The following is a 20846-nucleotide window of genomic DNA, read 5'->3' on the forward strand; positions in this document are numbered from 1 at the left end:
CTTTGAATAGCATTAATGCTTTACTTACTCTTCGGTAGAGGTTGTAGCTACAGAAGTTTTTCCTGCTTGTTTCTCTACTACATCACCATCTTTAATTCTTTTAGAAACCACAAAGAACGGCCCCGAAATCACTTCTTGCCCCTCTTCAATTCCTGAAAGAATTTCAATATTGTCAAAGTCAGAAATACCGGTTTTTACTTCAACCATTTTTGCTTTTCCACCATCGTTAACGAATACTACTTCTTTAATATCCTCATCTTTAACACGTGCTTTCTCCTCGTCAGACAGCTCAGCTGTTGGAGTATTCAACTTAGGGTTACGCGTGGTTACAGCAGCCAAAGGCACAGAAAGTATATTCTCCTTTGTTGTTGTAATAATCTCAACAGAGGCTGTCATACCCGGACGGAAAGGTGAAGGGCCTTGAATCTCAGAAAGCAAATCGCTAAAGCTTTCATTCAAAATTCTGATCTCCACTTTAAATTCTGTTACAGCATCGGCCGAAGTTTTAGCATTCGCAGTATTGGCAATAGAAGTAACAATCCCTTTAAAGGTTTTCTCCATGCTGGTGTAAGAGTCCACATCGATAATCGCTGTATCTCCTAAACCTACACGAATAATGTCGTTCTCGTTCACATCAACTTCCACCTGCATTTTATTAAGGTCTGCCAAGCGCATCATTTCTGTACCAGCCATTTGCGAAGTACCAACCACACGCTCACCTTGCTCAACATCCAGCTTAGAGATTGTACCAGAAGAAGGAGCACGAACCGTGGTTAAACGTACGTTCTCAGCAGCTTCGTCTACAGTTGCTTGGCTCGACTGCACAATGTATTCGGCAGCTTTTACACTTTCTACAGATGCATCCAAGTTATATTTAGCTACCTCGTAGTTGGCCTTGGCAGTTTCAAAGTCCGACTCAGACATTACCTTTTCTTTGTAAAGCTTTTCTGCTCTTTCAAAGGCCAATTTTGTCTGCGTTAATTGAGCTTCGTTTCTCAACTTGTTGGCTTTAGCAGATGCCAAGTTTGCACGCTGCTGGTTTAAGTTTGCTCTGGCTCTATCCAATGCCGACTGCAATTGATCAGGGCGGATTTTCACCAAAATCATATCCTGCACCACATCGTCACCCTCTTTTACGTTGAGTTCTACAATCTCACCGGCAACATCTGGGCTAATGATGATTTCGGTAACTGGTTGAACAACCCCTGAGGCTGTTACTTTTTCAACTATAGTTGTTCTTTTGGCCTCAGCCATTTCAACCTTTAGGGTTGGTGCTTTACCAATAACCCCAGCCTGCTTGCCAACAATAGCTACAATCAGAATTGCGCCAATTGCAATAAGCAATATCCAGACTAAGCGGTTCGATCCTTTTTTCTTTTTTGCCATGACCTTATTTTAATGTAATCGGTTTTCCTAAATAAAAATCTAAAATCTTAACCCTGAAAATGTATTCGTACTTAGATCGGGTTAAATCTGTACGGGCTGCAAATAGGTTATTACTCGCAATTTGGTAATCTACAAAGTTGGCGTTACCTACATTGTATCTCTGCTCAGTCGCTCTAAAAGTTTCTTCCAAAGAAGTAACCCTTTTTTCAGAAGCCTCATAAGATTTGTGGCTTGCCAATGCGTTTGTATAAGCAGTTTCTACATTTTGTCTAAGCGTGTTTCTAACATTCTGAGAGTTAATTTCTGCTCTTTGCTTAGAAATTTTAGCACGCTGTAGGTTCGAACTGTTTTGCAGTCTTGTGAAAATCGGCACGTTTAAGTTCACCCTGAAAGACTGACCCAAGTTGTCGTTAAACTGATCTCCTACACTATAGCTATCGCTGTAAACAGGCACGGTTTGTACAGATCCATTTGAAAATACTTGTTCATTCGTTCCTTGAACAAACCCAATATTCGCTGATGGAATTGTAACGTCTCTAGTTCCGTTAATCTGTCTTGCCTGGTCAGAGTAGTTGGTAGATAGACTACCGCTAACGCTCAAAGAAGGCAGAAATGCGCCTTTGCGTATTTTAATTCCCATATCGCTGCTTTCTATACCTAAATCAGCACTTTGGATTTCAGGCTGAGTTTCTAGTGCCACTTGAAAAACTTGGTCCGAAGTTTCAGAAACCATAGGCACTTGCTCAATTTCAATTTCCGGTGCTACAATGTTTAGCGGCTCGCTTGCAGGCATTTGCATAGATTGCTTAAGATTAAGCAACGCAATATTGAGTGCATTTTCTGCATTGATTAACTGCACCTCGCTTGTGGCTACCTGAGACTCAAGGTCTAACTTATCGGTTAAAGGACTTGACCCAGCCTCAACCAACTTAGATGTGCGCTCTAGTTGAGTTTGAACGATCTCAAGCTGAAACTTAGCATTATCATACTGCTCTCTGTTCAACAGCACATTTAGAAAGTTAGTCGCTACGGTTAGGCCAATATCGTTTTTCGCTTTTACTAAATCGAAGGTACTAGCCTCTAAATTCAGTTCGTTCTGTTTGATGGTATTTCGAAGAATTCCGCCCTGATAGAGCGTAACATTGGCGTTTGCTGAAATACCTCCACTGGTAAAGTCTTGGCTAACGAAGTTGTTGGTTACAGGGTCGATAGAACGACCGTATGATTTACCAACACTACCACCAGCACTAAGGTTTGGCAACAAACTGTGCTTTGATTGCTTGAGTAGAATCTCGTTATCGAGCTGAGAAAGCTCGGAAGACTTCACATTTAGGTTGTTCTCCCAAGCATAATTAATACACTGTTCGAGGGTCCAAGGAGTGGTTGTAAACAGCGAGTCTTGTGCATAGGCTGTAGCCCCCAGAAACGCCAACATACAACTCCCTACAAATCGTTTTAAGTTCATGTCCTTTTGTTAAAAATCTATATCCGGAATAAATGTTACTTCTTTTATCCAGCTCAGGTGCTTCAAATAATCGAGTGTTACCTGTGGTGGTTTAGAGTCAATTTCTATAATGTGACAAGCCCGGTCGTTCTTGCCCTTACGCGTAACCGACATGGAGGCAATGTTGCAATCGTCATTAGCTAAAACCGTGGCTATAAATGCAATTGCTCCTTTTTTATCATCTGCTAACAAAATGAGCGTTGAAAGGTTGGCATTAAAACCCACTCCAAACCCGTTCACTTCAGAAATTTTGATCACGCCTCCTCCACGGCTTTCCCCAACAACCGAAATTGTTTTCGATGCACTCGACACGCTTACCTTTACCGTATTTGGGTGCATGGTACTGGCATTGCCAACAGAGCGGAACTTAAACTCGAAGTTTGCCTTCTCCGCTTCGTCAAAAGCGGTTTTAATGCGCACATCATCTGTTTTAAAGTCTAACAACCCAGCAATAATCGCTCTATCGCTGCCGTGCCCTTCATAAGTTCTCGCAAAGGAGTTATAGAATGTAATTTCGGCACTAACGGCTGGCGCTCCTAAAAGCTTTCTTGCCACCCTACCAATACGTACCACACCAGCGGTATGCGAACTAGACGGACCGATCATTACCGGGCCAATCATATCAAATACACTACTTTGTTCTGCCATAATACGCGTGAAATTACAAGTTCAATGTTAGATAAATATTAGTTTCCCAATTTCTCTTTATGTTTGAAAGGTTGATACCCTCCATGAAAGTAATATTTAACTCGCGAACATTTGATACCTCAGCTGTGCCCTTGGATTTAGCCAACAGAGCATTTTGCTATGGAGACGGCCTCTTTGAAACAATTGTTACAGGCCCCGAAAGATTTAACTTAATCGATTTTCATTTAGCCAGACTCCAACGCGCTTGCCATGTTCTGAACATTAAATTCCCTAGCGAACTTACGGTTACTTTTATCGAAGCATCCATTAAACAACTTCAGGCCGAAAACGAATTGAGCCAGACGGTTAGAACCAAAATAATGCTTTGGCGCAACACTGGCGGCTTATATAGCCCGAGTTCAACAGATGCCAGCTATCTTATTGAGGTTAAGCATGCTGAAAAACCTTTCTTTAGAAATGGTGGAAAGCTTGGATTAAGTGAAAGCGTACATACCAACTTCTCTCCTATTTCCTTTGCAAAAACTATGAGTGCCATGCCCTATGTGTTGGCCGGAATTGAAAAAGACAAAAAGGCGCTAGACGAAATTATACTTACCGATGTTTACGGGAACATTGCCGAAACACATTTAGCTAACGTGTTTTGGATAAATGGCAACAATGTTTTCACCCCTGACTTAACAACTGGATGTATTGAAGGTGTAATGCGAAAGCAGCTCATAGCGCTTTTCGCTCAAAATGCACATAAAGTAAACACAGGAAAATTCACTGTAGATGCATTGCAACATGCCGACAGCATATTTGCAAGCAACGCAAGTGGCATTAGCTACTTCAGTAGTTTCTTAGGCCTTGAAAAAAGTAGCCCGAAGGAAACCCTTAAAGAACTTATACCGCAACTACCCCTTTAATGTGCGGGTGTGGATCGTAACCTACCAACTCAAAGTCTTCAAACTTAAAGTCGAATAAATCCTTTACATCAGGATTTAACTTCATTGTTGGCAGTGGCCTAAAGTCCCTAGATAGCTGCAGTTCAGCTTGTTCAAAATGGTTGGAGTACAAATGAACATCACCAAATGTGTGTACAAACTCACCTGGTTCAAGTCCGCAAACTTGCGCAATCATAAGCACCAATAAAGCATATGAGGCTATATTAAACGGAACGCCCAAAAAGACATCTGCACTTCTCTGGTACAACTGGCAGCTAAGCTTGCCATTGGCTACATAAAACTGAAAAAGTGCATGACATGGAGGCAGCGCCATATGGTCAACATCGGATACATTCCAAGCACTAACAATGAGTCTGCGGCTATCGGGGTTGTTTTTAATATTGTCAACCACCTTGGTAATTTGGTCGATGGTGCCACCATCTCGTGCTGGCCAATTTCTCCATTGGTATCCGTATACAGGCCCAAGGTTACCATCTTCATCTGCCCATTCGTCCCAAATGCGCACCCCATTATCTTTTAGGTACTTAATGTTGGTATCGCCCTGTAGAAACCACAATAGCTCATGAATAATGGAACGCAAGTGAAGTTTTTTTGTAGTAACTACAGGAAAGCCCTCAGCCAAATCAAATCGCATTTGATAACCAAAAACGCTACGTGTACCCGTACCTGTTCTGTCACTTTTATCTACTCCATTTTCTAAAATGTGCTTCATCAGGTCGTGATACTGTCTCATAATTTGATTGGTATTTATAGATTTGAATTAATGAACAAATTAACGCAAAAAGTCAGTAAAGGGAAGGCAGAAGACAAAGTTTTTAGACTACGAACCCTCTGGCGTTTCTATGAATCTTTTAACGCCAAAAAAGCTACTTTTTGCCTATTGCTACTTGCACTACTTACCGCAGTGTTTGCCAGCCAATTACCAAAGCTCAGATTCAGCTATAGCTTTGATAGCTTTTTCCCGGAAGGAGATGCCGACCTAGAACGTTACAATAAACTCACTGAGGAATTTGGCCTGTATAACGACTTCCTGTTTGTGGTTCTACCTTCCAAAGAAGCCTATACCACAACATTTATCGAAAGGGTAAATACACTTAAAAAGTCGATGGAAGACTGGCCTGAAGTAACCGAAGTCCGCAGTCCCTTCGAGCTAGCTAAATTTCAAATCAATCCGTTTGGTGTAAACAAGGTGCCATTATTGCCCAAAACCGAACTGAACGAAACAATCATTGAGGAGTCTGGCTTAATGGGCAACTTTTTTGGCCGAGAGCAAAAGTCCATCATGCTATTCTTAGAGCACATCAAATTTGCCGATAAAGAGGCATCAGATGTGTTTTTAGCCAAGCTAACCGACCATTTGGAAAACGAAGGATTCGAGAATCACAACGTTTCTGGCAAAACTCAAATACAACTGGCGTTTACCGAACTACTGGAAACGGAGCTTGGCAGGCTACTCATATTGGGTTTTGTAACCGTGTTACTCGTTCTCATACTTCTCTTTAGGAGTTTTAAAGGGCTCTTACTCCCACTTTCTGTTTTGCTTTTAACCATTATTTGGACTCTCGGATTTATGGTATTAACAGGCAAGCAAGTAGATGCCATGGTGGTAATGATTCCCGCGATACTCCTAATTGTCGCACTTTCCGATGTGGTGCACTTTGCCCATAAGTTTGATGACTTTCTAAAAAAAGGCAACACAGTACAAGGCGCCATAAATGCTACGGTTAAAACCATAGGTAAGGCCACTTTCCTTACTTCCATAACTACAGCCATTGGCTTCCTAAGCCTGTTGTTCATCCCAATCAAACCCATTAGGGAATTCGGCATGTATACTGCCTCAGGTGTGGTTTTTGCCTTTTTAATCACCTTTATTTTTCTACCCGCCTTGCTATACTTTTTACCAAAGCCCATAGAACGCAGCGACAAAAGTGCTGACAGATGGAATGCACTTCTAAGTTCACTTTACCTGCTTATTGCTAAATACCAAAAAGGGTTTGTAGCGGTAACAGCCTTGGCTTCAATAGCTATTATGCTAGGCACACCCCTGCTTAGAATTAACACCGGCCTTAATGTAGGCTTGCAAAAAGACGAGCCCATTTTGGAAACCGTAGCTTACTTCGATAAGAACTTTGATGGTTTTCGCCCCTTTGAAATGGTTGCAACCCTATCTACTCCTGACGATTTATTCGACCTAGAAACATTGCAGCAACTAGAGCGGCTCGAAAGCTATCTGGAGGAAAATTATGGAGTAAAACACATTCAATCTCCACTCAACATTATTAAAGGATTGAATTCAGGAATTTACGGAGCATCCACAAGCAAATATGCAATACCAGAAACAAAGGACTTAAGGAAAATAAAACGCTATTTCTTTAGCCCTAGCTTGAATGAGGAACGGAGTTATCTTTTCACCGAAGATCAACTTCAGTTTAGAATATTAGGTAGAACGGAAGACTTGGGAAGCCATCATTTCAATACACTCAACAAAGACTTGAATGCTTTCTTAGAGAAAGAAATTAATTCCGAAAAACTCAGCGTTTCGCTTACCGGTTCTTCTTTTCTAATAGATAAAACCGACCGCTATGTGGCTGGCTCGTTGGCCAAAGGACTTGGCTTTGCCATAATCATGGTTTTTGTTTTCATTTTAGCCTTTTTCAGAAGCCTAAAAATTGGACTGCTTACATTGTTGGTAAACGCATTGCCCGTATTGCTACTATTCGGCTTAATGGGGCTTTTAGGCATAGATTTGAATATTTCTACAGCCATTGTGTTTACCGTGGCTTTTGGCATTGCGGTAGACGATAGCATTCATTTTATTGCCAGATACCAGATAGAAAAAGAACGCAAGCTTGAGGCTAATTCGGCAGTAGAAAGAACATTCTTCTCAACAGGAAAAAGCATATTGATCACCACGCTTATTATAGCGATTGGCTTTTCGCTATTGCTAACTTCAGTCTTTTCGGGGGCATACTATCTAGGCTTTTTTATTGTAATAGCAGCCGTAATCGCCTTGGTACTGGATATAATAATACTCCCCATACTGTTGGGCATGGGGAGTAAAAAATCTTAGAGTTTATCTAAATCAACTATATCGGGTGATTTACGCCACTTTTTGTAGCCGAACATAAGGTTTATACCAAACCTAAAGTCGGCTTTGGAGTATTGCTCGGGCTTGTTAATTACCAAAGCATTGTCGAGCGCCATATACAACTGCACTGGGCCAATATCCGAACCAATACTTGCTCCTAAGTTCATTTCGTGATTAGCACCACGGTACGAGCCAACCACAGCAAACACAAACTTCTCTAGCCTATGATTGAATGAAAGCGCATAACTGGCCGGAATTTCTTCCAAGGCATTGCTCTTAAAGTATGTAAGGGAGAATCTATTCTTGGGAGTAATATTGGCCGTGGCCGTAAAATACAGCCTAGAACCAATTGCGCTTGAAAACTCCTTCTCCGTTTCATTAGAGTTGAATTTATTCAATAAGCTATCTTTTACCACACTCTCCAAATCATCAAGCCCTCTTAGGTTTACACCTGAAAACTCAACGGTTCCGTCAGCAGTATTGTAGTTTCTTACTTCTTCCTTCCAATTAATCTTACCGATGTCATTCCATGCAGCCTCTACCCTTAGCCAATCCAATACATCGAACTTGGCACCAATATCGAAACCCACGCCTGTGTTCTCATTTGAAATAGCGTATGGAAGTAACTCCTTGTCTCCGGCATCATTATTATCAGTTAAATAATCGAACCCGGCAGTATTTATGCTGCCATTTCGAGTTGTAACGCTCCAGGCATAAGTATCCTGATGAGTAGTTAAGCTGCCACTAAAATTATCAGAAATGGAACCATGGAATACACCATTCAAGAGTTTTACACGAGCCCCTACAACCAACCTATCTTTCAGAAACTTACGCGTATGGCCCACCCCGTACTCTGTAATTCCGTTTAGCTTCAGCCTTGTTCCGCTAAAGTCAATAGTTTCGCCAATTCTATTGCCGTTGCCATTGGCTAAAAAGTCCATAAACTCTTCTTTGTACACCACATTAACCACGGTGCGCATGTTCACAAAGAATGAAAAACCACCTTTTTTCGTCTTTAAACCAATATGCATTAAGTTATTGGTAATGTCGGTGTTAAGGTGGTTGTTTTCTTGAGCAGCAGCCCTCAGCACATTAAAGTTTACGGTAAAATCATTCTCGCCCGGCTCCCTGTAGAAAAACTCTTCCAGTTTAAAATCTCCTTGAAAACTTGTTCCGAAGTTTAAAGCTGGCAAGCTCACCGTAAGCGAGTTGTTTGGAATGAAAGCAGGCTGTAATGTTTGTGTTTGATGCACCACATCGCGCAATTCGTAAAATGCGAAGTAAGACTGTGCATTTAGCCCTAAACAGGTCACAGTCACCAAAACGATAGTTATTATTAGCTTTCTCATTTTAGTTACCGCTTGAGTTTAGTTTAACATCTGCTTGAATAGCCAAAGCTATATTGAGCAGGTAATCTTCGAAAAACCTAACGGCAGTTCCCTGATCGGCATTGGTAGTAGTTAAAGTAGCCAATACCCTAATTTGAGTCGACTCTTTAATCTTATCTATCGCATCGGCATCTATTTCCACATCGGTAGTTGAAGATACCGATTGAGTAGTTCTCCCATCTGTTCCAACTGGCGCGCCTGCAAAAGCTGGACGCTCATCCACTACATAGAGTACATTCTCATTATCATCAAGAAACTGTAGTTCAACAGAACCACCAATTGGCATATCATTCTCAGACATTACACGCAACAGCAACCTTTTGGCATTATCAAGCGCATCGGCATTACTAAAAGACAAAAGCTCTGAAGCCACTACTTGATTAAAACTCATATTGAATGGAATTTCAATATCAACGTTCACTTCAAGTTCACTGGCCTCTTCTATAAAATTGTACTGATCTGGCCCATACCAAGGGTTGGATACTGCCCCCATTTCTACATTAATCCTTTGTGGTTTAATGGACAGCAAATCAACTATATTAGAGTTGGTGTTATCTATAACCACACTAGTCGTCTCTGCATTTCCAATGTTTTGTAAAGTAGGACCAACAACCAAACTTGGATCATCAATAACATCTCCTTCCAAATGCACTAGATTACCGTCTTGGTCAACGGCCACAAAATCATTGAAATCAACACCTATAGGAAATCCAAAGCTGTTAGTGAAATTGAGGTGTACTTTTGGGTTTGCAAAAACCAAGTCTCCTTCTCCCAAGGTCGCAAAAAAGTCCAGTTCAAACTGGTGAGAATCTGTATCCAAGGTCTTCGATCCGATATCGCCAAAAACCTGTGAGAACTCAGCGTCAAGAATTGATAACTCAAAATCTACTGCATCAGTTGGCTCCATACTACCACCTTGCGGCACACTTACGGTATAGTCAACTTCTAGTACTAGTTTATTGCGAGATGGATTTCCATCCGCATCTAAATGAAAGTAACCCATATAGCCTGCAAGACTGAACTGCCATTGCTGTGAAGAGTTGGGCGGCAATTGACCGGATTCCACAACCACACTTGTTCCGTCATACAAAGAGCGAATTGTCACCGTGTAATCTACCGGATTGTCAAAGGTTGAGTTTAACCCCATAGCCAAACTTCCCTCGCTAAACTGTAGGCTATCGTACTCCTCTCCTTGATTTACAGAAATATCGTACTCAAAAACCTCCACTACATTCTCTGTGGTTGCTACCGGAGCATTTACAATAGTGGTGTTTGAAGGTGCCGAGCCGCCAAAGTTCTGATCTAGTATCTGCAGGAATTCAGCTGCATCTTGCGCTTGCAGGGTCTGCTGGTAAATTACAGTCACTACATCGTTTTCGTTGGTGCCAATTTGCGCACCTCCATCGTTCAAAGACTCAAAGAGTTGGTCGATGGTATAGTCAATCTCTCCTAGAGAAACGGCTATTGTGGGATCCCAAGTCACAACATCATCCGCAAACGATGGATCCTCGAAGTAACTGATATTACATGCCCATGTGCTTAGCATAATGGCTAGCAACACCAGTAGTTGTCGTAAATTTTTCATGGTTGAAGGGTTAATCAGAAGGCATTACTACCCATAAGATGATGTACACGATAAGCCCCGGAAATGCTGCGCTAAACAAAGAGATAAGTACGTAGAGAATTCTAACGGTTGTGCTGCTCCAGCCAAGCCAATTGGCCAAACCACCGCAAACCCCAGCTATCATTTTATCACCTCGAGAACGATGGAGTTTATCGCTATTCATACACCTTATTTTACTGATTGAAACCCGAATTTAACGAGATATCTCATAAATTCCGATTACAGGAAAGTGGTCAGAGAAATAAACGTTGTTGATAGTCCTGAAAGCTTTGGGCTTGAAACTATCGCTAAAGAACTGATTATCAATCCTCAAATACGGGATCTTCCCGTTATATGTAACCCCTAACCCTTTTCCTTTCTTCTCGAAAGCATTGCTATACTTTCGTCTGATTTTAAAATAGTTGTAGCTAAAGGGTACATCGTTAAAATCACCTGCAATAAACACTGGGTAAGGCGAGTTCTCTGCATGAACCAGCATTCGGTCTATCTGCTCAGTGCGCGAATTACTAGCCCTCAAAAACTTCATTTTAACCGACTCATATTCATGCCTAATTCCATCTGGGTTCTGAATCTTATCAGGATTGATCCCCATAGACTCCAAATGCGCACTATACACCCTTATGGTGTCTCCGTTAACATTTATATCGGCATAAAGTATGTTATTAAGTTCCGAATCTTTCAAGAGTAAGCCCTTGTCTAGAATGGGGTATTTTGAATAAATAACCAAGTTAGACCTATCCTTAAAAATAGCTTCTTCATAATTACCATTCTTCCTAATTCTTTCCACCAGACTTGTTTGTGGCTGAAATTCTTGAAAACAGATTATATCCGGGTCTTCCGCATTTATCCAACTAATGATCCCAGAATAATTATCCTTTCTAGCATCCACAAAGAACTTCACATTGTAGTTAAGAATTTTCAATCCGTCTTCTTCAAGGTCGTCATTCCCAGAAAAACTTATCCCCACATTAATAAATGGTATGGCAATAAGTAGTAAAACCAAAAAGTAGAAGGCTTTGGTGGTTTTCATTATAGCTGCAGCAATGAGCAGCAACAAGTTGGCCACCACAATTATTGGCACCCCAACCGAAACCAAGGCAGAATAAGCCACCCACTTGGGAGAAACCAAAACACTGCCATAAACCAATAATGACAGAACAAACCAGCTAGTAAGGGCAAAGCGCGTTAAGGATTTCATGAAGTTGGGCAATTCACTGTACTAACAAGTTTAAGGTGCTTTTCTTGTATTATCAAAACGAAAAAAGGTGATTGTATTACAACCACCTCTCTTTCTTTACTTTAATTTTTAAAATTTCTTTCACCTATTCATTACGCAAAGCCTTAACAGGGTTTGCCACGGCCACTTTTATAGACTGATAACTCATGGTAAGGAGTGCTATTACAAAGGCTCCTGCACCCGCCAACAAAAACACCATAACACTTACAGGCGGTCGGTATGCAAAACCTTGCAACCATTGATTCACTCCATACCAGCCTGCAGCCGATGCCACCACAAATGAGATCAACACTAAAACAGAAACTTCTCTACTCATAATGTAAATAAGTTGCGAAATCGATGCGCCTAGTACTTTTCTAATACCCACCTCTTTAGTCTTCTGCTGTGCTGTAAATGCGGCCAGACCAAAAAGACCAAGGCAAGCAATCACAATTGCTAGCACCGCAAAAATCAAGAATATATCACCAAGCTGCGTTTCGGCAGTGTACATATTGGTAAACCTGTCATCTAAAAATGTATACTCAAACGGCTGTCCTGGTGCCATTTCATCCCATGAATTTCGAGCCTCATCTATCACCTGCTGATAATTGCTAGCATTTAACTTAATGCCCATATAACCATTTGATTGACCCAATCGCAAAATCATTGGCCCAATCTCTTCACGTAAGGATTCGTAGTGGAAATCCTCAAAAATGCCGACCACTTTATATCTATCTAAAGCGGATCCATCTTCATTAAAATCGCCAATTATGGCATCATCAAGGCTTTCAATACCAAAGGATTTGGCGGCCGTTTGGTTTATTACCATAGCCATAGAATCAGTCGGCATATCTTCTGAGAAGAATCGGCCTTCGACCATTTTTAAGCCAAATACTTCCGCATAATCGTGGTCTACATTCCAATTCTGCGAAACCACACCTTTGTCTTGATCAATAACGGCATCGGGAAAGAACACCGTAGAAGATCGGCTACTTGATGTAGGCAAATACCAAGTTTTTGACGTTTGAGAAACGTTTGGGTTTGCCTCAATTTTATTTTCAAATACCGCAATATTATCGCCCAACAAATAGCTATTATGAATGAGCAGTACTTGGTCTTTTTCAAAACCAAGGTTCTTATTCTGAATGTATTGCAGCTGATTGAGGATACTGAAAGTACCGATGATCAAAAGTATGGAAATCGAAAACTGAAAGGTTACCAATACTTTTCTCAAACCACCACTTTTCATCCCCATGCTAAGGTTACCCTTTAATACCTTTACAGGACTAAAAGCCGAAAGGAAAAACGCAGGGTATAAGCCTGCTAAAAAACCAACCAACAATGCACCAGTCAATAATGCTGGCAAAGTCTGCATTGGTTCTATCACCATTTCTCTACTTGCGAAATTGTTAAAGAAAGGCAATATCAGCATGGCCAAGCCCAAGCCTATTAACCCAGAAATAAGGGTTATGAGTACCGACTCTGAGATAAATTGACCGATAAGCTGCGATCGTACTGAGCCCAGAACCTTTCTAATACCTACTTCCTTAGCCCTATTGGCAGAGCGTGCGGTAGAAAGATTCATAAAGTTAATGCAAGCAATAACCAGAATGAATGCCGCAATAGCCGAAAATATATACACATAAGTAATGTCACTGCCCGGCTCAAAACCACCTCCATAGCCTGCTGACTTTAGGTGCACATCGGCCAAAGGCTGAAGGAAATACCTAAAATTGTTTCCGGCCGCCTTAAACTGATCGAAAGTCATGTCGAGGTACATTTTCAATTCTGCCCCCATATGCTCAATCGCTATGTCATTCATCTGTGTTTCAACATCAGCTGTTGTGGCGTTTGGATTTAGCACCAAATAGGTCTCGTAATTCTGATTTAGCCATTGCTGGCCGTTGTATTCATTTTCGCGGGTAATAAAAGAAAGCAGGAAGTCGAAATGAAAGTGCGTGTTATCAGGAATATCCTCATAAACACCGGCCACCGTCCAATCAGCTGCATTATCCAGTTTTAGCGTTTTGCCTAAAGGATCTTCATCGCCAAAATACTTTTTAGCCATGGTTTCACTCATGGCCAAATGGTTCTTTCTAGTAAGCGCCTCCTCTGGGTTTCCTTCTATCATGTTCACTTTGAATACATCAAAGAATGTCTCATCAGTGAAAACTAAGTCCCCCTCATTGAACACCTTTTCCTGGTATTCAACAATCCAATCGCCAGTACCACGAAAACGAAGTTTTTGTTCTACCGCGGGAATTTGATCAAGAAACGTTGGCCCCGCTGGTGCTGGGTTTTGTACACCTGTAAAATCTCTGCCGTTAAAGCGACCTTCAATAACGACCCGATAGATGTTTTCTTGATTTTCAAAATGCTTGTCGAAGCTCAATTCGTAACGCACATAGGTTACAATAAGCAAACAGCAAGCAATACCAATTGCAAGCCCTGTAACATTCAGGAATGAAAAGAATTTGTCCTTCAGCAAACTGCGGAAGGCAATTTTGAGGTAATTTTTTAACATAGTGTTGTTGGTTTTTGACCTAGGCACAAAGTGCCCATATAGCGACAAGACGCTCTACACTATGTTAAAGTTGCATGGGTTAAAAAACTTTCTCCATATGCTCGAACACCTGACCATCAAGGGTTTGATACGCTTTCATTAGGTTCGCAGTAAGGCACGAATGAATCGGTAAAAAGCCCAAAACATCGCCTACTTCTATCTCTTCAAAAACCTCGTTGCTAACTTTCAGCACACCATGTTCTTGAGAAAGCGAGACCAGCTTGGCATCAGGAATAATAGCGGACCAACCATCATCTTCAAGCACTACCAGTTCACCAAAAAACTTCTGCTCCTGTTCATCGAATAGGTGGTCTTTAGAAAAATGAACACCACCGCCATGCACAATCACCTGATTGGTTTTAGCATTTTTTGCCACCACAGGGCAAGCAACGCAAACGGCTATGTCCGATTCATCACAAACATCGAGGTAATTCATTACCAAATCGAAGAAAATAAAGTTACCTGGGCCGATTTCATCTACACCATTCATATCCTCTACCACAGAACAACCGGGCGTATCTCCCATCCGCACTTTTAGGCTGCTATTGATAGATTGTAGGTTATGGCGCACAAAATTTACCTTCTTAATTGCTGCAGCCCATATCTGTCTGATTTCTTCAATTGCATTGGTATGATAGGTGTTTCCGGGGTGGCAGTACAATCCGTAAAAATTTACTTTTTCAAGGCGTTCAATGGTTTCAGCCACTTCTTTTATAGCCTCACCATCTTCGGTAGAAATGCCCGACCGACCATAGCCTGCATCTAGTTCAATCATTAGGTTCACATTCCCTTTCAGCTGCTTGTTAATTACCCGAACAGTATCAACATCGGTCACCAAAAGCGTCAGCGCTACTCCTGCCGAAACCATTTCATTTATCGCTGCTATCTCCAAACGGTTGAAAGGAAAAGCCACTGTGATGTCCTTCCAGCCGCATTGGGCAAAATACTGCGCCATTTTCACTGAAGAAACAGTACATCGCTCAACTCCCTTAGCCTTTACCATTTCACCAATCTCTTTGGATTGATGCGTTTTGAAGTGCGGAACCAATTCAACATTCAACCTGCTGGCGCGCGTAAGCATCCTGTCCAGGTTATTTATCATTTTGTTGGTATCCAGTAAAAGCGTAGGGCGGGTAATGTTTGTCATAAGCGCCAATTTAGCGAACCCCAGCACCATTTCATGCTACATTTTCAACTTTCATAACCTTTTCAAAAACACTCCGTATATTTGATTACTTATTGATATTATTTTGATATCACTTTAAATCAAAACACTATGAACTCAGAAAAAACTTTTAAGCCTTCTTCCGGTTTCGGCATGCTGCTGATAGCCTTTATCGTATTAGGCATAGGCATTGCAGGTATTGCCATGTTCAAAAACCCATTATTCGGGCTATGCTTTATTCTATTTTTGTTTTCACTGCCCGGGTTCTTTGTCATTCAACCTAACCAATCGCGCGTTTTAGTATTCTTTGGAGACTACCGCGGCACGGTTAAGAAAAACGGTTTCTACTGGGTAAACCCATTTTATTCTAAAAGAAAAGTATCGTTGCGAGCTCACAACTTTGACAGCGAACGCGTAAAGGTGAACGACAAGCTGGGTAACCCCATTCTAATTAGTGTTATTCTGGTTTGGCAGGTAGAAGAAACCTACAAAGCTGCTTTTGAAGTAAACGACTACAGCCACTTTGTGCGCGTTCAAAGTGACGCAGCGGTAAGAAAATTAGCCGGTTCTTTTGCTTATGACGATTTTGAGGACGAAACGGAAATTACCTTGCGTTCGGGCATGGAAGAAGTAAATCATGACTTGGAAAAAGAGCTTGCAGAACGCTTGGCCATTGCGGGTATCAAAGTAATTGAAGCCAGAATTGGCTACTTGGCTTATGCAGAAGAAATTGCCAGCGCCATGTTACAACGCCAGCAAGCCACAGCTATAGTAGCAGCTCGTTACAAAATTGTGGAAGGTGCCGTAGGAATGGTAGAGTCGGCCTTGGAAGAATTGAACAAAAAGGACATTGTTCACCTTGATGAGGAAAAGAAAGCAGCCATGGTGAGTAACCTTATGGTTGTACTATGCTCGGATAAATCGGCATCGCCAGTAGTAAACACAGGAACTTTAAATCACTAAATTATGCAGTATAAAATCATTCAAAAAGGACCTTTTGAAAAGGTAGAGAAGTTTGAAAAAAAGCTGAATGAAATGGCCATGTCTGGCTGGAGAATTGTGGCATCGCTGGGTGACTTTTACTTAGTACTCGGCAAAGACAAGCATTAATTATGGCTAAGAAAAAACCATTTGTACTCCGCCTGGATCCTGACTTATTAGCAGCCGTTGAAAAATGGGCTGCTGACGAGTTTAGGAGTACTAATGGACAAATGGAATGGATTGTAAACAAGGCTTTGAAAGAAGCCAATAGATTGAAAAAAAGTAAAGAAGAGTAATATGCAACATCAGAACTATACATGTACTAAATGCGGAAATCGCGCTTTCGATACAGACACCATCTCTACTACCGGAACGGGACTAAGCAGGTTCTTCGACTTACAAAACAGAAGATTCACGGCAGTGTCGTGCCGCAACTGTGGCTACACAGAGTTTTACAAAGGAGACAAAGCCTCCACCATATCAACAATTTTCGACTTTTTCACTTCGTAATGAATACTGGAATGCTCATTGGCGTGCATGTAATGTTCGCCTTTTCATCGATTCTACCAGCCGTTTTAATGCGCCTAGTAGACACTGAAGAGCCCAACAAGTTATTGGGCTACCGAACCAAATGGTCTTTCAAGTCGAAAGAAACATGGGCATTCGCCAATAAATACAGTGCTAAACTCATGGCATATAGCACCATTGTAAGTCTAACTTTTCAAGTCTTTGCCTTTTTTATGTTGCCAAATGAAACTGGCATACTACTTATGGCAGGTGTACTTACATTAGGCATAACTGTAGTGCTGGCTGCCACTGAAATACAACTTAGAAAACGCTTTAATAAGGATGGTTCTCCGAAACCAGGGTTCGACCCCATTGACTGAACCCAGCACTAAATGTTAACAAAGATTAAATACCCTATAATTTCGATAGGGCAATTGAACTATATAATCTAACTTTCGTTCTCAACACATAGTAAACTTAAAAACGATAACGACATGGCAATTAGATTAGGTGATATAGCACCAGATTTTACAGCAGAAACCACAGAGGGAACCATAAACTTTCATGAATGGCTAGGCGATGGCTGGGGCTTGCTGTTTTCGCACCCAGCAGACTATACGCCAGTTTGTACCACAGAACTTGGCAGAACAGCGCAACTGAAGTCTGAATTCGAAAAAAGAGGCGTTAAGGCTATTGCGGTATCTGTAGACGGGCTAGAGTCGCACAAGGGCTGGATTAACGACATTAATGAAACACAAAACACCTCGGTGAACTTTCCGATTATTGCCGATGAGGATAAAAAGGTAGCCAACCTTTACGATATGATTCACCCAAATGCCAACGATACGCTAACCGTTCGTTCGGTATTTGTAATTGGGCCGGATAAAAAAGTGAAGTTAACACTCACCTACCCTGCTTCTACAGGTAGAAATTTTTTGGAAATTTTAAGGGTGATTGACTCACTACAACTTACTGCCAATTACAGCGTAGCAACTCCTGCCGACTGGAAAGATGGTGAAGACGTAGTTGTATCTCCAGCAATTGCTACCGAAGATATTCCGGCAAAATTTCCAAAAGGGCACAAAGTGGTTAAACCTTATTTAAGAACAACTCCGCAGCCTAACAAATAAAACATCAGCTGATGTTTTAGGTAAAAGGGGCTGTCTCAAATGCTATTAGTTTCGTCATTCTCAGCTTGACTGGGAATCTCCATCAGGCTTAAGAGCCAATTTAAAGGGATTCCCGATCGGAGTCGGGATTGACGGCCAGCATTTAAGACAGCCTCTTTTTCGTGTTTAAACTTTTCTCTTTTTAAAATGTAGCCGATTACTTAACTTTCATATCCATTAATATTAACAACACACACCATGTCAAAATTAGGAGACGGACTTAAAAACTTGGCTGACAAAATCGGAGATGCAATTGACGATTTAGCCTCATTAGAAGTAACCACTTACACAGGAGATTTCACCCTCACATTTAGCGACTTTAAAGAACAAGGCGATTCACCATTTAAAGTGAAATCGTTACTCGATAGCACATCGGCCACTTTAGAATCTAAATTAGACCTTGTGGCTTACTCACGCTTCGAGATTGATTCGGATGCTTCCAATATTGTAAAATCGAACCTAACTAGCCAAGATCAGACACTGATTCAGGCGCATCAGGCTATGGTACAATCGGCCATGGAAGCCAGAAAAGCCACATTTGAGATGATAACCAACATGGTTGGCCTTAAATTGGATTGATGTCCGGCATTCAGGACATAGTAGACACACTCCATCAAGAATACCTTCCTAAGGCAAGCAGCCAACTTACAGACCTAGCACAACAACTGGGCGACTTGGGCTATCTCGAAGCATTTGATGACCAGACTTCTCTCATTAATGAGCAAGAAGTGAACACTGCCATGCAACAGTTTAGTACCGAATTCAAAAGTGCACAGCTCATAAGCAGTAAAGAACTCTCACAACTCACCCAAATTTATGGAAGCGAGCTAAATAATAGACTTTTGCAGCTTTGCCTTGATGTAGATGAGGGCCTAACATTCAAGGCATTACCCAACTTTGGTGATCAGGACTTAAAAGTTAGAATTATACACTATAGACTAAAACTGCTTGGTGTTTATACCAACCCTGTTAGCACGTACTACAATGCCACCTCCTACCATGGTTTGACCCAACTAGCCGATATGATCGGAAAGTCACTGTTAACAACCTGTAACCTACTGGCCGACCTGCAACAGTTCACTGTTAAATACATTCAGCACAAAGGCTATAGCAACCCAGTTTCTATTTTTAAGATTAACCCAGCTACGCTAAGTCAGCTAAAGGGCACAGATGGTAAGCCACACAAATTGGAGAATTACACTGGTGCCTTTAAACGTTCAGTAAAAAGGGAGCTCACCCGATACCCCGAAGTATTCGAACAACTAAAGCAAACCATATTTAAAAGAAACGATGACCGAGTAGACATGGATTCGGTCAACGAATTGGCACAAAATTCAGACAACGGTTTTGTTATTCGACTGATTCAAATCCATCAATGGATGGCTGGTTTTTATCATGGAAAGCTTGATGGAGACCTTGGACCTGTCACCATTCAGAGTTTACTGCAGGTAATTGATAGCTACAATGAAGCCGGTGATGACATTAATGAGAAAAAAGCGCTGGTTGTATTGGTTGAAAAAGAAGGCATTGTTGCCTTCAACACCATTTTCTTTTTGAATAAATACAAAGTAGAACAGTCACAATCCGACAAAACCATTCAAACGCTAGAATCCATTAATGCGAGCTATCAAGGAGCAAGCCCTGAGCAACAAGCCGCATTCAACACCAACTTTCATCAAGGAATAGCAAATGTGAGAGACGGCAAGTCTGCCGCTGTCAAGCAAGGTTTTTTGGGTAGAATATTTAGTGGAATCAAGGGCTTTTTCAAGAAAATATTCCGCTTTGCCAAAAGGATATTTGGTTGGATAGCCAAAGCTGTTGGCAAGGTGGCATCCTTTATAGGTAACTTCCTTAAAAAGATTTACGAGGTTATTAAAGAAGCCGCCAAGCACTTTATAGAAGGGGTGAAATTCTTACTAGGCAAAACGGTGGTTCTCTCTGGAAATCCAAACCAGAATATTTTAACGCAGTTTAGCTCAGATTCCGATGTATTCAACCTGGCTAAAAACCTAGATTCAACCATACTAAACACACATAAATCGAAAGTAAATGAGAAGGTACAATCGCTTAAGTTCAGTCTTTTGCTCATTGCCATGCTCTTTAAAACCATAAGACTTTTACTACTTGGAGCAGCAGTGGCTTGGCCTATTTTTCTGCTCAAACTGGCAAAGTCTTTCAAACAATTAATAGATCAGTATAAACAAATTCAAACCACATAAAAACGTAAAAAATGGCACGGACAAGTTTCTTTACCAACATTCTTAACGGGGTTGACAAACTCGTTAAACTAGAGGTTTCAACCATTATTGGAACATTTAAACCTAACAGTACACTCACTGCGCAAGATTTAGCAAATGGCAATGCGCAAGACGCCATGATGGAGCAAATTGACCTAAACGATGCAATGCTATCGAAGGTAAACATGCTTACTGGCGATATTACCACCACTATGACGCAGCGCTTTACAAACGACCAACAGCTGCGCGAGTACCACAGCATTCGTGAAAATCAAGCGCATGAAATTGTGCTCAGAAATGTAAAAGTGTTGGAGTCTGTAGGTAAGATGATCATTGACTTTGCTGAAAAAGAAGTAGACCCAAGAATTGCTGGTGGCAACGCCCCTACCCCGCCTCCTGCAAATGGTGATGCTAACTCATAAGTTT

At 41.3% G+C, this 20846-nt stretch carries 21 protein-coding genes; 11 read left to right on the forward strand and 10 right to left on the reverse strand.

Annotated elements, in window-relative coordinates; all coding sequences use genetic code 11:
- Nucleotides 1-24 precede the first annotated feature (24 nt).
- Genes BMW98_RS14915 through sdaAB form a run of 3 tightly spaced genes read right to left on the reverse strand, consistent with a single transcriptional unit; the run spans nucleotide 25 to nucleotide 3538 of the window.
- The gene (locus tag BMW98_RS14915) at nucleotides 25-1386 is read right to left on the reverse strand and encodes an efflux RND transporter periplasmic adaptor subunit (RefSeq protein WP_090259376.1); all 1362 of its coding nucleotides are present in this window, start codon (nucleotides 1384-1386) and stop codon (nucleotides 25-27) included.
- 4 nt (nucleotides 1387-1390) lie between these two features.
- Nucleotides 1391-2851 (reverse strand): TolC family protein, encoded by a 1461-nt coding sequence (locus tag BMW98_RS14920; RefSeq protein WP_090259377.1) that lies wholly within the window; start codon nucleotides 2849-2851, stop codon nucleotides 1391-1393.
- Between the two features lie 9 nt (nucleotides 2852-2860).
- On the reverse strand, nucleotides 2861-3538 hold the full coding sequence (gene sdaAB / locus BMW98_RS14925; protein ID WP_090259378.1) for an L-serine ammonia-lyase, iron-sulfur-dependent subunit beta: 678 nt from the start codon (nucleotides 3536-3538) through the stop codon (nucleotides 2861-2863).
- Between the two features lie 83 nt (nucleotides 3539-3621).
- Between sdaAB and BMW98_RS14930 the strand changes: the two genes are divergently transcribed.
- Nucleotides 3622-4443 carry an aminotransferase class IV gene (locus BMW98_RS14930; RefSeq protein ID WP_162844715.1) on the forward strand — a complete coding sequence of 274 codons (822 nt, stop codon included), beginning with the start codon at nucleotides 3622-3624 and terminating at the stop codon, nucleotides 4441-4443.
- On the opposite strand, the gene BMW98_RS14935 is transcribed toward BMW98_RS14930, so the two are convergent.
- Nucleotides 4421-5215: a thymidylate synthase gene (locus tag BMW98_RS14935; RefSeq protein ID WP_090259380.1), complete on the reverse strand. Its 795-nt coding sequence runs from the start codon at nucleotides 5213-5215 to the stop codon at nucleotides 4421-4423. The two genes, BMW98_RS14930 and BMW98_RS14935, sit on opposite strands and share 23 nt — an antisense overlap.
- Before the next feature lie 30 nt (nucleotides 5216-5245).
- On the opposite strand from BMW98_RS14935, the gene BMW98_RS14940 reads away from it, so the two are divergent.
- Nucleotides 5246-7552 (forward strand): efflux RND transporter permease subunit, encoded by a 2307-nt coding sequence (locus BMW98_RS14940; RefSeq protein ID WP_090259381.1) that lies wholly within the window; start codon nucleotides 5246-5248, stop codon nucleotides 7550-7552.
- Here BMW98_RS14940 and BMW98_RS14945 read toward each other — a convergent pair.
- The 6 genes from BMW98_RS14945 to BMW98_RS14970 form a co-directional block, all read right to left on the reverse strand.
- Complete coding sequence (locus tag BMW98_RS14945; RefSeq protein ID WP_090259382.1) at nucleotides 7549-8919, reverse strand: DUF5723 family protein; 1371 nt, start codon at nucleotides 8917-8919, stop codon at nucleotides 7549-7551. The two genes, BMW98_RS14940 and BMW98_RS14945, sit on opposite strands and share 4 nt — an antisense overlap.
- 1 nt (nucleotide 8920) lies before the next feature.
- Nucleotides 8921-10543, reverse strand: coding sequence for a hypothetical protein (locus tag BMW98_RS14950; RefSeq protein ID WP_121505248.1), 1623 nt, complete (start codon nucleotides 10541-10543; stop codon nucleotides 8921-8923).
- A 10-nt stretch (nucleotides 10544-10553) separates the two neighbouring features.
- Nucleotides 10554-10745 carry a PspC domain-containing protein gene (locus BMW98_RS14955; protein WP_090259384.1) on the reverse strand — a complete coding sequence of 64 codons (192 nt, stop codon included), beginning with the start codon at nucleotides 10743-10745 and terminating at the stop codon, nucleotides 10554-10556.
- Nucleotides 10746-10775: 30 nt separating this feature from the next.
- Entirely contained in the window at nucleotides 10776-11780 is a 1005-nt protein-coding gene (locus tag BMW98_RS14960) for an endonuclease/exonuclease/phosphatase family protein (RefSeq protein ID WP_090259385.1), read from the reverse strand.
- A gap of 124 nt (nucleotides 11781-11904) precedes the next feature.
- A complete protein-coding gene (locus BMW98_RS14965) occupies nucleotides 11905-14322 on the reverse strand; it encodes an ABC transporter permease (protein WP_090259386.1) in 2418 nt (805 codons plus the stop codon).
- Nucleotides 14323-14401: 79 nt separating this feature from the next.
- Nucleotides 14402-15508, reverse strand: coding sequence for an alanine racemase (locus BMW98_RS14970; protein WP_162844714.1), 1107 nt, complete (start codon nucleotides 15506-15508; stop codon nucleotides 14402-14404).
- 129 nt (nucleotides 15509-15637) lie between these two features.
- On the opposite strand from BMW98_RS14970, the gene BMW98_RS14975 reads away from it, so the two are divergent.
- From BMW98_RS14975 to BMW98_RS15010, 9 genes are all read left to right on the forward strand, one after another.
- On the forward strand, nucleotides 15638-16489 hold the full coding sequence (locus tag BMW98_RS14975; protein ID WP_090259388.1) for an SPFH domain-containing protein: 852 nt from the start codon (nucleotides 15638-15640) through the stop codon (nucleotides 16487-16489).
- Nucleotides 16490-16492: 3 nt separating this feature from the next.
- Nucleotides 16493-16636: a hypothetical protein gene (locus BMW98_RS20505; RefSeq protein ID WP_162844713.1), complete on the forward strand. Its 144-nt coding sequence runs from the start codon at nucleotides 16493-16495 to the stop codon at nucleotides 16634-16636.
- A gap of 2 nt (nucleotides 16637-16638) precedes the next feature.
- The gene (locus BMW98_RS14980) at nucleotides 16639-16803 is read left to right on the forward strand and encodes a type II toxin-antitoxin system antitoxin (RefSeq protein WP_090259389.1); all 165 of its coding nucleotides are present in this window, start codon (nucleotides 16639-16641) and stop codon (nucleotides 16801-16803) included.
- A gap of 1 nt (nucleotide 16804) precedes the next feature.
- Nucleotides 16805-17017 (forward strand): zinc ribbon domain-containing protein, encoded by a 213-nt coding sequence (locus BMW98_RS14985; protein WP_090259390.1) that lies wholly within the window; start codon nucleotides 16805-16807, stop codon nucleotides 17015-17017.
- Complete coding sequence (locus BMW98_RS14990; protein WP_090259391.1) at nucleotides 17017-17394, forward strand: SdpI family protein; 378 nt, start codon at nucleotides 17017-17019, stop codon at nucleotides 17392-17394. The genes BMW98_RS14985 and BMW98_RS14990 overlap by 1 nt, the downstream gene beginning before the upstream one ends.
- Before the next feature lie 114 nt (nucleotides 17395-17508).
- Nucleotides 17509-18144 carry a peroxiredoxin gene (locus BMW98_RS14995; RefSeq protein ID WP_090259392.1) on the forward strand — a complete coding sequence of 212 codons (636 nt, stop codon included), beginning with the start codon at nucleotides 17509-17511 and terminating at the stop codon, nucleotides 18142-18144.
- Between the two features lie 237 nt (nucleotides 18145-18381).
- Nucleotides 18382-18762: a hypothetical protein gene (locus tag BMW98_RS15000; RefSeq protein ID WP_090259393.1), complete on the forward strand. Its 381-nt coding sequence runs from the start codon at nucleotides 18382-18384 to the stop codon at nucleotides 18760-18762.
- Nucleotides 18762-20402, forward strand: a complete 1641-nt coding sequence (locus tag BMW98_RS15005; protein ID WP_090259394.1) for a hypothetical protein — start codon at nucleotides 18762-18764, stop codon at nucleotides 20400-20402. The genes BMW98_RS15000 and BMW98_RS15005 overlap by 1 nt, the downstream gene beginning before the upstream one ends.
- Before the next feature lie 11 nt (nucleotides 20403-20413).
- Nucleotides 20414-20842 (forward strand): hypothetical protein, encoded by a 429-nt coding sequence (locus BMW98_RS15010; RefSeq protein ID WP_090259395.1) that lies wholly within the window; start codon nucleotides 20414-20416, stop codon nucleotides 20840-20842.
- Nucleotides 20843-20846 lie beyond the last annotated feature (4 nt).

Origin of the sequence: Roseivirga pacifica, assembly GCF_900111145.1 — a bacterium.
GTDB lineage: Bacteria > Bacteroidota > Bacteroidia > Cytophagales > Cyclobacteriaceae > Roseivirga > Roseivirga pacifica.

Excerpts from the sequence above, each read along its gene's own strand:
- BMW98_RS14980 (WP_090259389.1), top strand. The coding sequence starts at position 16,639 with ATGGCTAAGAAAAAACCATTTGTACTCCGCCTGGATCCTGACTTATTA.
- BMW98_RS14975 (WP_090259388.1), top strand. The coding sequence starts at position 15,638 with ATGAACTCAGAAAAAACTTTTAAGCCTTCTTCCGGTTTCGGCATGCTG.
- BMW98_RS14955 (WP_090259384.1), bottom strand. The coding sequence starts at position 10,745 with ATGAATAGCGATAAACTCCATCGTTCTCGAGGTGATAAAATGATAGCT.
- BMW98_RS14940 (WP_090259381.1), top strand. The coding sequence starts at position 5,246 with ATGAACAAATTAACGCAAAAAGTCAGTAAAGGGAAGGCAGAAGACAAA.
- BMW98_RS14985 (WP_090259390.1), top strand. The coding sequence starts at position 16,805 with ATGCAACATCAGAACTATACATGTACTAAATGCGGAAATCGCGCTTTC.
- BMW98_RS14960 (WP_090259385.1), bottom strand. The coding sequence starts at position 11,780 with ATGAAATCCTTAACGCGCTTTGCCCTTACTAGCTGGTTTGTTCTGTCA.
- BMW98_RS14995 (WP_090259392.1), top strand. The coding sequence starts at position 17,509 with ATGGCAATTAGATTAGGTGATATAGCACCAGATTTTACAGCAGAAACC.
- BMW98_RS14965 (WP_090259386.1), bottom strand. The coding sequence starts at position 14,322 with ATGTTAAAAAATTACCTCAAAATTGCCTTCCGCAGTTTGCTGAAGGAC.
- BMW98_RS14945 (WP_090259382.1), bottom strand. The coding sequence starts at position 8,919 with ATGAGAAAGCTAATAATAACTATCGTTTTGGTGACTGTGACCTGTTTA.
- BMW98_RS14920 (WP_090259377.1), bottom strand. The coding sequence starts at position 2,851 with ATGAACTTAAAACGATTTGTAGGGAGTTGTATGTTGGCGTTTCTGGGG.
- BMW98_RS20505 (WP_162844713.1), top strand. The coding sequence starts at position 16,493 with ATGCAGTATAAAATCATTCAAAAAGGACCTTTTGAAAAGGTAGAGAAG.
- BMW98_RS14935 (WP_090259380.1), bottom strand. The coding sequence starts at position 5,215 with ATGAGACAGTATCACGACCTGATGAAGCACATTTTAGAAAATGGAGTA.
- BMW98_RS14970 (WP_162844714.1), bottom strand. The coding sequence starts at position 15,508 with ATGACAAACATTACCCGCCCTACGCTTTTACTGGATACCAACAAAATG.
- BMW98_RS14930 (WP_162844715.1), top strand. The coding sequence starts at position 3,622 with ATGAAAGTAATATTTAACTCGCGAACATTTGATACCTCAGCTGTGCCC.
- BMW98_RS15005 (WP_090259394.1), top strand. The coding sequence starts at position 18,762 with ATGTCCGGCATTCAGGACATAGTAGACACACTCCATCAAGAATACCTT.
- BMW98_RS15010 (WP_090259395.1), top strand. The coding sequence starts at position 20,414 with ATGGCACGGACAAGTTTCTTTACCAACATTCTTAACGGGGTTGACAAA.
- BMW98_RS14915 (WP_090259376.1), bottom strand. The coding sequence starts at position 1,386 with ATGGCAAAAAAGAAAAAAGGATCGAACCGCTTAGTCTGGATATTGCTT.
- BMW98_RS14950 (WP_121505248.1), bottom strand. The coding sequence starts at position 10,543 with ATGAAAAATTTACGACAACTACTGGTGTTGCTAGCCATTATGCTAAGC.
- BMW98_RS14990 (WP_090259391.1), top strand. The coding sequence starts at position 17,017 with ATGAATACTGGAATGCTCATTGGCGTGCATGTAATGTTCGCCTTTTCA.
- BMW98_RS15000 (WP_090259393.1), top strand. The coding sequence starts at position 18,382 with ATGTCAAAATTAGGAGACGGACTTAAAAACTTGGCTGACAAAATCGGA.
- sdaAB (WP_090259378.1), bottom strand. The coding sequence starts at position 3,538 with ATGGCAGAACAAAGTAGTGTATTTGATATGATTGGCCCGGTAATGATC.